This is a genomic window from Corynebacterium confusum (genome assembly GCF_030408715.1).
GTDB lineage: Bacteria > Actinomycetota > Actinomycetes > Mycobacteriales > Mycobacteriaceae > Corynebacterium > Corynebacterium confusum.
In genome coordinates this window covers 1,126,816-1,139,721 of the sequence record NZ_CP047202.1, presented here as the reverse complement: position 1 = coordinate 1,139,721, position 12,906 = coordinate 1,126,816, and the positions used below count along the sequence as shown (strand labels likewise).

The 12,906-nt window shown below is 65.8% G+C and carries 10 protein-coding genes; 4 read left to right on the top strand and 6 right to left on the bottom strand.

The genetic code is table 11. The features are described 5' to 3' along the window. Positions 1-29 precede the first annotated feature (29 nt). The 6 genes from CCONF_RS05350 to CCONF_RS05325 form a co-directional block, all read right to left on the bottom strand. Positions 30-977 (bottom strand): hypothetical protein, encoded by a 948-nt coding sequence (locus tag CCONF_RS05350; RefSeq protein ID WP_290225989.1) that lies wholly within the window; start codon positions 975-977, stop codon positions 30-32. Continuing rightward, a complete protein-coding gene (locus tag CCONF_RS05345) occupies positions 967-2,772 on the bottom strand; it encodes a DUF262 domain-containing protein (protein WP_290225987.1) in 1,806 nt (601 codons plus the stop codon). The genes CCONF_RS05350 and CCONF_RS05345 overlap by 11 nt, the downstream gene beginning before the upstream one ends. 21 nt (positions 2,773-2,793) lie before the next feature. Next, the gene (locus CCONF_RS05340) at positions 2,794-3,717 is read right to left on the bottom strand and encodes a cation diffusion facilitator family transporter (RefSeq protein ID WP_290225985.1); all 924 of its coding nucleotides are present in this window, start codon (positions 3,715-3,717) and stop codon (positions 2,794-2,796) included. Positions 3,718-3,766: 49 nt separating this feature from the next. Next, entirely contained in the window at positions 3,767-4,783 is a 1,017-nt protein-coding gene (gene ilvC / locus CCONF_RS05335; RefSeq protein WP_290225982.1) for a ketol-acid reductoisomerase, read from the bottom strand. Between the two features lie 77 nt (positions 4,784-4,860). Then, positions 4,861-5,376 carry an acetolactate synthase small subunit gene (gene ilvN, locus CCONF_RS05330; RefSeq protein WP_290225979.1) on the bottom strand — a complete coding sequence of 172 codons (516 nt, stop codon included), beginning with the start codon at positions 5,374-5,376 and terminating at the stop codon, positions 4,861-4,863. A 2-nt stretch (positions 5,377-5,378) separates the two neighbouring features. After that, positions 5,379-7,214, bottom strand: a complete 1,836-nt coding sequence (locus CCONF_RS05325) for an acetolactate synthase large subunit (protein WP_290225977.1) — start codon at positions 7,212-7,214, stop codon at positions 5,379-5,381. A gap of 427 nt (positions 7,215-7,641) precedes the next feature. Here CCONF_RS05325 and CCONF_RS05320 point away from each other — a divergent pair, with 427 nt between their 5' ends. The 4 genes from CCONF_RS05320 to CCONF_RS05305 all read left to right on the top strand — a co-directional run bounded on the left by CCONF_RS05320 (position 7,642) and on the right by CCONF_RS05305 (position 12,728). Further along, positions 7,642-8,250: a PH domain-containing protein gene (locus tag CCONF_RS05320; protein WP_290225974.1), complete on the top strand. Its 609-nt coding sequence runs from the start codon at positions 7,642-7,644 to the stop codon at positions 8,248-8,250. A 97-nt stretch (positions 8,251-8,347) separates the two neighbouring features. Then, positions 8,348-10,201 carry a dihydroxy-acid dehydratase gene (gene ilvD / locus CCONF_RS05315; protein WP_290225970.1) on the top strand — a complete coding sequence of 618 codons (1,854 nt, stop codon included), beginning with the start codon at positions 8,348-8,350 and terminating at the stop codon, positions 10,199-10,201. Positions 10,202-10,250: 49 nt separating this feature from the next. After that, positions 10,251-11,537, top strand: coding sequence for a glycosyltransferase 87 family protein (locus CCONF_RS05310; protein ID WP_290225968.1), 1,287 nt, complete (start codon positions 10,251-10,253; stop codon positions 11,535-11,537). Positions 11,538-11,723: 186 nt separating this feature from the next. Then, positions 11,724-12,728 (top strand): HNH endonuclease signature motif containing protein, encoded by a 1,005-nt coding sequence (locus CCONF_RS05305; protein WP_290225967.1) that lies wholly within the window; start codon positions 11,724-11,726, stop codon positions 12,726-12,728. The last annotated feature ends 178 nt before the right edge of the window (positions 12,729-12,906 follow it).

Below are 12,906 nucleotides of genomic sequence, written 5' to 3'. Positions count from 1 at the left end.
GATCCGGCTGGCCTCCTGTAGTACCCTGGCTATGCAGCGGGAACGCCGCTGGCAGGGCGCGGTTCCGACCAGCCTTCCCTAATTCTATCGGCTAACAGTTTTTCATCCCCGAATTCGGGGCCAAGAGCCACCAACGGGCCGTCTTCCATCCCCTCGACCATGGCCTGCGAAACCTTGGACTCCCGCGGGTCGGCCGTGGGCATCATCCGCACGCCCGCACCATAGGACCGGGCGTTAGCTACCGATGCCACCGAGGCTGCCTCTGTGGCCACCACAATGGGCGCCATGTCCGCGTCGCGCCGCGACTGGGCCGGCAGCGGCACAGCCTCCTCGTCCTCGAGCCGCTCGAGCGGCTCCCAGGCCGCCTTCAGCTCCGTGCGGGTCCGCCCGTCTAGGTGCGCCACCGCGCGCGCCATGTTCTCCCGGTTGGCCACCACCTTGCTCTCGAACTGGAAGGCGGTGATCTGTCCCAGCGCCCAGGTGGTGCCCGGGTCCTGGACGAGGCGCATGGAGCCGGCCGAGGCCGTCATCGGCACCTGCCCAACCATCAGCGCCCGGTCCACGCCGAGCCGCGCCATCTCGGTGTAGATATCGTTGCGAATGGACTCGTCGTAGACCAGCATGGGCGCGCGCTGGGACACCGCGATAGACGCCGCTCGCAGCTTAGAAGAATCCCGTTGATCGCTAATGACCAGGGTCGGCGACTCCGGGAAGAAATACCGGAGCGTCTCCAACCCGTACGGGTCCTCGAAGACGTGGAAGTTCCCCTTAAACTCCTCCTTGACCATGCGGTTGCGGTTTTCGGCCGCCGCGTCGTCTAAGTTGATGTCGGATTCTGCCGGGGTCGCCGAATCCGTGGGCACCGCCGTCGGCTGGTGGAGCACGTCGTGGCAGCCAGAAAGCGTCAGACACAGCGCCACCGAGGCGACATGGGCGGCGACAACTGCAGTGCGGGTGCGAACACCTTTAACGAACAAAGGCTTGCGGTCCTTCTTCTCCAGCAGTCAGATCGGCCTCATCCACGTCCCGACGCACCGGCGTGCCCATGGCGTATTCGATCATCGCCACCAGGCGGTGGCGGCGATCCCTCAGGAAACCGTCGAAATCGGCGGCCCACAGGTAATCCGGTTCGAGCTCGTGGCTGGCCAAAACGGCTGCGAACTCGTGGTCTTCCATTAAAGACTTGGATTGTACTCGGGGCAGGTAGCGCGCGGGCGAATAGCCGTCCAGAACCGCCTCGGTACGCTTGCCCATGGGCGCGCGGTTGAGCACGGAGGCCACCAGGGAAGCCGGCACCGCATGCTTTTTCGCCCAGGCCAGGGGGAAGACCGGCTCGAAGCCCGGCTGCAGGTCCCCGATGGTCCCCCGATTGAAAGGCTGGGCGGTGCGCCAGTCCCTCGCTCCCCTGCCCATGAGCAGGGCGTAGATGGCGTGGAAGACCCCATCGTCCGGGCCGGCGGACAGCAGCCTGGATTCGCTAAACTGCGCGTCGCGCACCGTCTTCGGGACCCGGTCGGTCTTCCCCTCGACCCAGGCGGTGACCTCGTCGACGTCCCGGGCCGAGCGCAGCTTGACCGCCGAGGAGCCGTAAAGCTCCCCGAACACCCCGCACCAGAACCACTGGTTGAGCTTGTCCCAGGCCGCCTGGGCGCTCAAGACCCGGCCGTGCTCGCCGCGGGCCTCGGAAAGCTGGGCCAGAATCACCGCCAGCGGAACGATCTGGGCGCTATAGGGCACCTGCGCCAGCTCGAAGATGCACCGCTGCGATAGGAACTCGGCGACCTCCCGGAAGGTAATCCGCAGCGTCTCCGTGGCCTTTCGGTAGTCGGCCAGGCGCAGGTTTAGGATGTCCTCGCGCTGCCCGCGCGCAGGACCGCGGGAGCGGGTCACCAGCAAGGAAACCGCCGACAGGAACTGCGTGCGGCCGATGCCGTCCAGCGCCGGGTAGTCCCGCAGCACCCGCTCGGTCTCCTCCCAGTCGCGGGCCAGCTGGAAGTCCGGGTCCTCGGCGGCGAAGACCGCGGTGAGCAGGTCGAAGACGTCCATCTGCAGGCCGGCGGCATTGGCCTGGGCAAAAATCGAGCCCACGCCCGCCCGCGCCGTGTGGCGCGCCAGCCGGATAATTGGAGTGTTGTAGCCGGTCAGCGGGGCCATCACCCGGTGCTGAAAGGCTGCCAGCAGCGCGCGGTCGCCGTCTTCGGCCTGGGCAGCCATGTCGAACAGCAGCGCGGGGCCTTCCTCGCCCAGCAGCGCGGCGACCGGCAGGCAGAGGTTGCCCACCTGCTGGCTGCGCTCGTGCAGGTTGCCCTCAATATCGGGACCGAAATGGGAGCGCACCGCCCCGGCCTGGTTGACCGCGAAGACGGCCTCGTCGGGCAGGAGATCCCCACGCACGGCGCTGCGCACGTCAACGAAGAAGCTGCGGGTAATCTTCTTGGAGCGAAAATCGGTGGTCTCCACCTCCCCCGATCCCCGGAAGCAGTGGTAGAGGCTGGTCAGGCGCTGCTGGCCGTCCAGCAGCAGCATGCCGGGCGCATTGTCGGTGGCCGGCGCGCCGCTAATCCGGCGCGGGCGGAAGCGCTGCGGCTCGTTGCGCGTATCCAGGGCCATCATCGCCCCCATGGGATAGCCACGCAGGACGGTCACGATGAGAGAGCGGATGCGGTCTTCGTCCCAGGCGTAGGATCGCTGGAAATCGGGCAGCTGAATATCCCCGCGATCGATGCGGGCAAACAAATCAGGCAGGTCATAGCTTGGCGTGGTGAAACCCATGTCGCCTAGCTTAACCCCGCCCTAATCGCCGTGCGAGTGCTCAGTACAGGTCGTCTCGTGCGCCTGGTGCCCGGGGTGCTCCAACTGGATGGTCGAATGCTCGATACCCATCTCGTTCAGGATCTCCTGCGCCCTATCCAGCACCGGCCCGGTGGAGAAATCGTCGTTGACCACCAGGTGGCAGGTCGCCAGCGCCTCGGTGCCGCTGACCGACCAGACGTGCAGGTCGTGGACCGCATGCACCCGCGGGATCTCCTCCAGCGCCGCGGCGATCTCCGCGACGTCGTAGCCGGCCGGGACTCGGGCTAGCAACACGGACAGGGAGGCGCCCAGCAGCTTGATGGCGCGCGGGGCGACGATTGCGGCGATCGCCAGCGAGGCGATCGTGTCGGCCTCACGCCAGCCGGTGAAGTAGATGATGAGGGCAGCCGCGATCACGGCTACCGAGCCCAAGAGGTCGGTCAGCACGTGTAGGAACGCGCCCTCGACGTTAAGGGAGGCGCTGCGCTGGCGGTGCAGCACCCACGCGCTGGCCGCATTGGCCAGCAGGCCGACGATGGCCACCCCGCCCATCACGTGCGGGTCCACCGCCTGATCGTTGCCCAGGCGCAACAGCGCCGAGACCACGATCCACACAGAAACGGCAACAACCGCCACGGCGTTGACCGCGGCGGCGAGTGCCTCCACTCCCCGATACCCGTACGTGGCCCGAGCCGAGGCCGCCTTGCGGCCAATCACCACGGCGATAACGGCGAGGATGAGGCCGGTGGCATCGGAGAGCATGTGCATGGCATCGGCCAGCAGCGCCAGCGAGCCGGAAACCACCCCGCCGACCACCTCCGCGAAGAACACCGTGCCCGTGATGGCGAGCGCCGTTACCAGCGCCCGCAGCGGGGTGTTCTGCGCGTCGATGCCGTGCGAGTGGTCGTGGCCGTGCTTTGTCATACTCTTTGAGTATATCCGAAAAACCGGCTACTGAAAATAGATTGAAAATCTAGCGGGCAGTGTCGGTCAGTTCGACCTTGACCCAGCTCATCAGGTCGCGCAGCTGCGCGCCGGTCTTTTCAATCTGGTGGTCAGCGAAGTCCTGGCGCAGGCCCTCCAGTTCCTTGTTGCCACCCTCGACGTTGGCGATCAGGCGCTTGGTAAAGGTTCCATCCTGGATATCGGACAGGATGTCGCGCATGCGCTGCTTGGTGCCTTCGTCGATGACGCGCGCGCCGGACAGGTAGCCGCCGAACTCCGCGGTGTCGGAGACCGAGTAGTTCATGTTGGCGATGCCGCCCTCGAACATCAGGTCCACGATGAGCTTCATCTCGTGCAGGACCTCGAAGTAGGCCATCTCCGGCTCGTAGCCGGCCTCCACCAGGACCTCGAAGCCGGTCTTGATGAGGAACTCCGCGCCACCGCACAGGACGGCCTGCTCGCCGAAGAGGTCGGTGACGGTCTCGGCCTCGAAGGTGGTCGGGATGACGCCGGCGCGGGCGCCACCGATGGCGGCGGCGTAGGACAGAGCCAGGTCCTGGCCGTTGCCCTTCGGGTCCTGCTCGACGGCGATCAGGCAGGGAACGCCCTTACCGTCCAGGAACTGACGGCGCACCAGGTGGCCCGGGCCCTTCGGGGCGACCATGCCGACGGTGATGTTCTCGGCCGGCTCAATCAGCTTGAAGTGGATGTTCAGGCCGTGGCCAAAGAAGAGGGCGTCGCCGTCCTGCAGGTGCGGCGCGATCTGGTTGTCGTAGATCTCCTTTTGGGAGGTATCCGGCGCCAGCAGCATGACCAGGTCGGCCCACTCGGCGGCCTCGGCGACGGAGGTGACCCGGAAGCCGGCCTCTTCCGCCTTGACGGCGGACTTGCTGCCGTCGCGCAGGCCGATGGTGACCTCGACGCCGGACTCGCGCAGGTTCTGCGCGTGGGCATGCCCCTGGGAGCCGTAGCCGATGATGGCTACCTTGCGGCCCTGGATGATGGACAGATCGGCGTCGTCGTCGTAGAAGGTCTGGATTGCCATGAGGTATTTACCTACTTTCCAAAAATAATGATGATGGGTGGAAAACTGTGGCCTAGACGGCCAGGGTGATTATTTGTTTATTTAGGTGGGGCCATCGCCTTGGGGCCACGCGAGAGCGCCACGTGTCCAGATTGCACTAGCTCGCGCACTCCGAACGGTTCTAACACGTCCAGCAGCGCTTGGAGCTTGCCGGGGGTGCCGGTGGCCTCCACGACCACGGACTCAGGCGCCACATCGACCACGCGGGCGCGGAAGATATTGACCGCGTCGACGACCTGGGGCCGGTTCGTGTTGTTCGCTGCGACCTTGACCAACATGATCGCCCGCGCGACCGAGGAATCCTCCTCCAGTTCGACGACCTTGATGACCGGGATGAGTTTGTTGAGCTGCTTGGTGATCTGCTCAATCACAATCTCGTTGGCATCCGCCACGATGGTCAGGCGGTTAATGCCTTCGGTCTCCGTGCGCGCCGAGACGAAGGAGATTATGGAATAGCCGCGGCGGGTAAACATTCCCGCGACCCGGGAGATGATCCCCTCCCCGTCTTGGACGAGCACCGACAGCGTGTGCCGGGTGACATCGGTTGCTGCCATGGTTAGCTCTCCTTTCCGGTCGCGTCCAAGTCCTCATTGGACTCTTCCGCGAACAGGGGGCGCAGCCCCTGGGCGTACTGAATTTCCTCGTTCGATGCCCCGCCGCCGACCATCGGCCAGACCTGAGCGTCCTCGCCGACGATGAAGTCGATGACAACCGGGCGGTCGTTGATAGCGCGAGCCCGCTCGATGGCCGGAGCGACCTCCCCCTCGCAGGTGACCCGGATGGCTTCGCAACCCAGCGCCTGGGCCAGCTGCACGAAGTCCGGCAGGAAGGTGGCTGCCTCGCGCAGCTTGGTGTGCGAGTAGTTGCCGCCGAAAAACAGCGTCTGCCACTGGCGCACCATGCCCAGGTTGCCGTTGTTGATGACCGCCACCTTGATGGGAAAGTCCTCGATGGCCGCGGTCGTCAGCTCCTGGTTGGTCATCTGGAAGCAGCCGTCGCCATCGATGGCCCACACCTCGCGGTCGGGGCTGGCGGCCTTGGCGCCCAGGGCGGCGGGCACCGCATAGCCCATCGTCCCGGCGCCGCCGGAGTTGATCCAACTGCGCGGCCGCTCGAAGTCGATGAACTGCGCAGCCCACATCTGGTGCTGGCCCACGCCGGAGCAATAGATTGCCTCCGGGCCGGCCAGCTTGCTCAGCTGCTCGAGCACGAACTGCGGGTTGAGCAGCCCGTCCTCGGTCGGCTCCCACCCGCGCGGGTAGCGCTCGCACAGGTCGTCCAGGTAAGCACGCCAGCGGTCCAGCTCCAACAGTTCGGGCTGGCGCGGGCCCTGGAATCCCCGCAGCAGCTGGTGGAGGACCTCGCGGGCATCGCCCACGATGGGGATATCCACCTCGCGGTTCTTCCCAATCTCGGCCGGGTCCACGTCGGCATGGATGACGCGGGCCCCCGGCGCAAACGATGCCGTATCACCCGTCACCCGGTCATCAAACCGGGCGCCAATGACGATCAGCAGGTCGGAGCGCTGCATGGCCGCGACCGCCGGCACCGTTCCGTGCATGCCCGGCAGCCCCAAGTGCTGCGGGTGCGACTCGGGAAACGCGCCCAGTGCCATCAACGTCGTGACCACGGGGATGCCGGTGAACTCGGCGAATTCCCGCAGTTCTTTTTCGGCGTTGGCCTTAATAACGCCGCCGCCGACGTAGAGCACCGGCTTGCGGGATTCCGAAATCAGCTGGACCGCCTGGTTGATCTGGCGCGTGTGCGGGCGGGTGACCGGCTTGTAGCCGGGCAGCTCCAGGCGCGTCGGGGTCGTGTAGTCCAGCGTGCCGTTTTGCACGTCCTTCGGGATATCGACCAGCACGGGGCCCGGGCGGCCCGTCGACGCCAGGTGGAAGGCGGCGGCGATAGCCCCGGGGATTTCCTCGGGCGTGGCGACGATGAAGTTGTGCTTGGTAATCGGCATCGTGATGCCCCGGATGTCCGCCTCCTGGAAGGCGTCGGTGCCCAACAGGTTGGACCCGACCTGACCGGTGATAGCGACCACGGGGACGGAATCCAGCATGGCGTCGGCCAGCGGCGTGACCAGATTGGTCGCGCCCGGACCGGAGGTAGCGATGCACACCCCCACCTGCCCGGAGGCCTGGGCGAAGCCCTCGGCCGCATGGCCGGCCCCCTGCTCGTGCCGGGTCAGCACGTGGCGCAGGCGAGTCGAATGGGCCAGCGCGTCGTACAGCGGGAGCACAGCGCCACCCGGGATGCCGAATACCAGCTCGGTTCCGAGATCCTCTAGCGTGCGGACGATTGCCTCGGCTCCGGTGAGCCTTTCACGAACTGGGGTGCCGGTTCGAGCGGCCACGGAAGCGGGCGTGGGCGTGGGTGAAGCTGCCACGGTAGATTCGCTCCTTTTGCTTTCAGTATTGACTGGGTTGACTAGGTTGTCTGGGTTGGCGGTCGTGCTGGTTGGTCATTGTCGGCTACCACCTCCTGGGTGCGAGGCGATGATCATTGCCGGCCAGGGTCTGCCGATACGACAAAGCCCCCGGCGGGAACCTGCCTCTGGTGGTTCCGCGTCGAGGGCGCTTGACGTATACGACAACAGTTAGCCGCTACGGCGAGCGCCGCTCGGGTACGAGTACTAGCTGAAGTCGAATAATGATCATGACCTGCATCATACACAGCCGGATTTGCGGGACAACCCCTTTACCCCTAGCCGGGGTTATCTCATGGTCTGAAATTAACTCCGGGATATTTGACCATAAAATGAAACATGTCGGGGGTTTTCGCACGCTAACCCCCGTCCACTAGCATGGATACCCATGAGCACACCGCAGCGCCGACCCTCCCGCACCAACCGCCCGGCCCGCCCGGAGACGCCGAATAAAAATCGCGCTACCCAGCCCCCCGGCAGCCTGGCCGAACAAACCACGGTGTTTCGGCCCGAGCGCACCCACCTGCTCGCCATCGTCCTGCTCACCGCCATCGCGATCCTCATCATCGCCTGGAAGCCGTTGGTTATGGGCTGGCTGCTCATCATCCCGGCGCTGGCGTTCTGGTGGGTGCTGCGGGCGCGCACCACGGTGGGCGAGGCCGGCATCGCCATCCGCTACGCCTTCCGCGGAGATGCCCGGCTGTCCTGGGACGACTTCGCAGGCATCGGATTCAAGCGCGCGCACGCCTTCGCCGCGACCCACGCGGGCCGGAAATTCAACCTTCCGGGGGTAACCTTTAATTCACTCCCCGACCTGGCGCGGGCCTCCCGCGGGCGCATCCCGGACGCGCTCAGCGCAGGTAAGAAGGCCGCCGACGACAAGGTCGTGGTCATCCACCGCGACGGGCAGCAGGTTCTCATGTCCAAAGAGGAGTATGCTGCCTACCAAGCCACCGAGGGCGACTCGGCCACCCACACTGGGTCCGACCCCAACTAGGCGCGCGGCCACCCTATCCGCGCACGCGATACGGCTTTGCCTCTTCTTTACCTGATATCCCCGTGTGCCCGTAGAAAGGTCAAGGCTTTAGACCCCCATGTACCCGCTGCGCTCAAAAACCACCACTGTAGGCCGTCAAGCCGCCGGCGCCCGCGCCCTCTGGCGCGCGACCGGTACCGCCGAGAACGACTTCGGCAAGCCCATCGTGGCCATCGCCAACTCCTTTACCCAGTTCGTGCCCGGCCACGTGCACCTGAAGAACGTCGGTGACATCGTCGCCGACGCCGTCCGCGCCGCCGGCGGGGTACCCAAGGAGTTCAACACCATCGCCGTCGACGACGGCATCGCCATGGGCCATTCCGGCATGCTCTACTCGCTGCCCAGCCGCGAGATCATCTCCGACTCCATCGAGTACATGGTCAACGCCCACACCGCCGACGCCCTGGTCTGTATCTCCAACTGCGACAAAATCACCCCGGGCATGCTGAATGCCGCCCTGCGCCTGAACATCCCCACCATCTTCGTCTCCGGCGGGCCGATGGAGGCTGGCAAGGCCGTCGTCGTCGACGGCGTGGCCCACCAGCCCACCGATCTCATCACCGCGATCACCGCCTCGGCCTCCGAAGCGGTTTCCGATGCCGCCCTGACCACCGTCGAAGAATCCGCCTGCCCCACCTGCGGCTCCTGCTCCGGCATGTTCACCGCCAACTCCATGAACTGCCTGACCGAGGCCTTAGGCCTGGCCCTGCCCGGCAACGGCACGACCCTGGCCACCCACGCCCAGCGCCGGCGCCTGTTCGAGCAGGCCGGCGAGAAGATCGTCGAGCTGTGCCAGCGCTACTACGGTGAGGAAGACGACCGGATGCTGCCGCGGAGCATCGCTAGCAAGGCTGCGTTCACCAACGCCATGGCGCTGGACATGGCCATGGGCGGGTCCACCAATACCATCCTCCACACGCTGGCCGCTGCCCAGGAAGGCGACGTCGACTTCACCCTGCGCGACATCGAGGACATCTCCGACCGCGTGCCCTGCTTGTCCAAGGTCGCACCGAACGGCGTATGGCACATCGAAGACGTCCACCGCGCCGGCGGCATCCCCGCCATCCTGGACGAGTTACGCCGCGCCGGCCACCTCGACACCACCGTCCACACGGTCTGCTACGACGACGCCAACCGGTGGCTCGACGACTGGGACATCCGCGGCGGGTCCCACCTGCCGGCCGCCGAGGAGCTGTTCTACGCCGCGCCCGGCGGGGTGCGCACCACCGAGCCCTTCTCGACGTCGAACCGCTGGTCCTCGCTGGATACCGACCAGCTGGACGGCTGCATCCACTCGGCCGAGCACGCCTACTCCGCCGACGGCGGCCTCGTGGTACTGCGCGGCAACCTGGCCCCCGACGGGGCCATCATCAAGGCCGCCGGCGTCGAGGAGGAGCTGTGGACGTTTAGCGGACCGGCCCGCGTGGTCGAGTCCCAGGAGCAGGCCGTCTCCGCCATCCTCAACAACGAGGTCCAAGCCGGCGAGGTGCTGGTCATCCGCTACGAAGGCCCCTCCGGGGGCCCCGGCATGCAGGAGATGCTCCACCCGACTTCCTTCCTCAAGGGCGCCGGGCTGGGCAAGAAGTGCGCGCTAATCACCGACGGGCGCTTTTCCGGCGGCACCTCGGGGCTGTCCATCGGGCACATCTCGCCGGAGGCCGCCCACGGCGGGCTCATCGGGCTGATCGAAAACGGCGACACCATCCAAATCGACGTGCGCTCCCGCCGCCTGGAGTTGGCCGTCGCCGACGACGAGCTGGCCCGCCGCCGCGCCGCCCAGATGGAGCGCGATCACCCGTTCACCCCGGTGAACCGCAACCGCCCGGTGACCAAGGCGTTGCGTGCCTACGCCGCGCTGGCGACCTCCGCCGACCGCGGCGCCGTCCGCGTGGTCGACGGCCACGTCCACTAGGCCACGTCGATCGCCCCGGGGCGCGGGCGTCTCGCCTAAACTTTCCGGGGTGAATACCCAACGCCGCGTACTACCGCTACTGGCCTACCTTCTCATCGCCGCCGGGCTCCTCGGCGGCATCGGGAAGACCATCTCCCACACCCTGATCACTGACTTCCCCGTCGACATGATCATCTACCGGGAAGGGGTCAAGGCCTTCCTGTCAGGCGGCGAGGTCTACTCGCAGCCGATGTATGCCGGCGACATCGCCCTGCCGTTCATCTACCCTCCCTTCGGCGCCCTGGTGATGGTGCCGCTAGTCGCCTTCGAGTCGATGAGCGACGACCTGGCTGGCGACATCATGATCGTGCTGTCCGATCTGCTACTGCTAGCGTGCATCTATCTCGTTGCCCGCGCCATCCTGCCGGCGATGGCGCGCCGCAACTTCCTCGCCGTCGTCTTCGTGGTCTGGGCCGTGGTGCTGGGCTTCGAGCCGGTGGAACTCAACAACGGTTTCGCGCAGATCAACATCGCCATCATGGCCCTAGTGGTCTTCGACCTCGTGCCGCGCAAGCGCTACCTGCCGCAGGGCTGGCTCATCGGCGTCGCGGCCGCCATCAAGCTGACCCCGGCGGCCATGCTGCTGTATTTCCTGGTCCGCAAGGAAGCCAAACCGATCATCACCGCTGCCGTCTCCGGCGTCGTCGCCACGGCCCTGGCGGCGGCCGTGCGCTGGGACGTCTTCGTCGAGTTCTTCTTCGGCAAGATGCTGGCCATGGGTTCCGGCGACGATTTCGGCGTCGGCACCGCCTACCAGTCCAACAGCTCGTGGAAAGGCGTACTCGAGCGCGCGTTCAGCTCCGCCGAGGCCGCCGAGGCCCATAGCACCCTCCTCAACGTGGCGTGGCTCATCGGGGTCGTGGTCATCATCGGGGTTGGCGCCTGGCTCATGCGCGGCCTCTTCCGCCGCGGCCTGGACATCGATGCCGCCCTCACCGCAGCCGTCGTCATGCTCCTTATCTCCCCGGTCTCCTGGTCGCACCACTGGGTCTGGCTGGCCCTCATCCTGCAGGTGCTGGCCTACCGTGCGTGGTCGTGGCGGCACCAGACGTGGGTCGCCGGCAGCCTTATCGCCGTCGTGGCTGCCTGGGCCTTCTTATTGCTCACGGTGCCACCCAAGTGGTGGTTCGGCGACGACATCGACGTCTACGGGCTCAACTCCATGCAGAAGTTCCTCGTTAGTGACTTTGTGTGGCTCATTGTCATCGCGGGCGCTCTGTACGCTTACTGCGCGCTGCAGCAACCGCGACGGGAGTTATCCACAGAATCCCGCGCGCGGGGGCCTGTTTCTGCCTAATTGTGCCTAACGATGCCTACTTGGGCACATTGGCCAATTTTTCGGCCTTTGGGCAGGTGGCGCCGCAGAAACGGGCGTTTTAGGCTGTTTCGGGCCTCGCGCAGGATGGCTACTGTGCTCCGAGTTATCCACAGATCGGGTTTTCGGGCCTTGTCGGGGTTGCCAAGGGCTTCTAGCGTGTGGGTCATGACAGCAACGACAGCCATGGACACATTGAAAGCAGCGCACTCCATCTTCGCGGACGGGATCCAGTATTTGGACCTGTGCCGCCAGCTGAGCCTGCCCGCTTTGAAGGCTGTCATGTCGGACATGGCCGCGGCCGCGCACCACCGTGCCTGCCAGACCTTCTTCGGGCACACGTCCTTTACCCGCAAGCAGGCCGCAGCGAGGAAAGCGGCCACCGCCCAGGGACACCACCTCGACACCCTGCTGGTGCTCGATAGTGCCTTCCGCCGGGTGCGCCACAAAGGCCACGCGTGGGCCATGCTCATCGAACTGTGCAACACCCCCGGCACCACCAAACAGCTAAGACGCCTAGCCAACCAAAAGGTCCTAGAACTCAACCGCCCGGCCCCACCCGCCGAAGGCGTGCGCGTGACCCGCCGCAAGGATGGACCGAGTACTTTTTCTGTCACCGGGGACCCGGAACTGGTGGAAAACCTCTGGGCCAGCATCAAAACCATCCCCGATGTCGAGGCCTTGTTCAGTGGAGGCCTGGAGAAGCAGCCGAAGGCCACCCACGTGGTGATCTCCCTTCCTGACTGGGTGCAAATCCTTGCCGGTGATGGGGACGAGATCACCCTGCAGCTAACCAACGGAACAACCATGACCGGAGCCGACTACGTCCGCCAATGTTTGTTGGACGCGGGCCTGGCCACCTTGGTCGACCCTAGGCGCGGCCCAGTCAACCAATACCGCTACAGGCGGCATGCTTCACCGAAGCAGAAGGACATGACCAAGGCGGAGACCACGACCTGCGCCTGGCCGAACTGTAGGAAACCAGCCGACGAGTGCCAGGTCCACCACATCCACCCCTGGGCCGACGGTGGTGAAACCAACCAGGAGAACCTGACGCTACTGTGCGAGTTCCACAATTCCTGGAACGACGACGACCCGGCCTACCCCAGGCACGGCAGGATAAACCGCCGCGATGGCAGGGTGACGTGGGACCCGCCCTGGAGCAGCGGCTGACGGCTGACACGGGGGCGGCGGGCATTAACCCCGCCGCGGGGCTGGCATAAAACCAGCCGAGCTGGAAGGAAAAGCCAGCCGAGCCGGAAGAAAAAGGCCAGTCAACCCCACGACTGCCAGGCCACAAGGAACTCGCCCAGCCAAAACACGCGAAAAGGCGCCACGGAAACCACTCCGT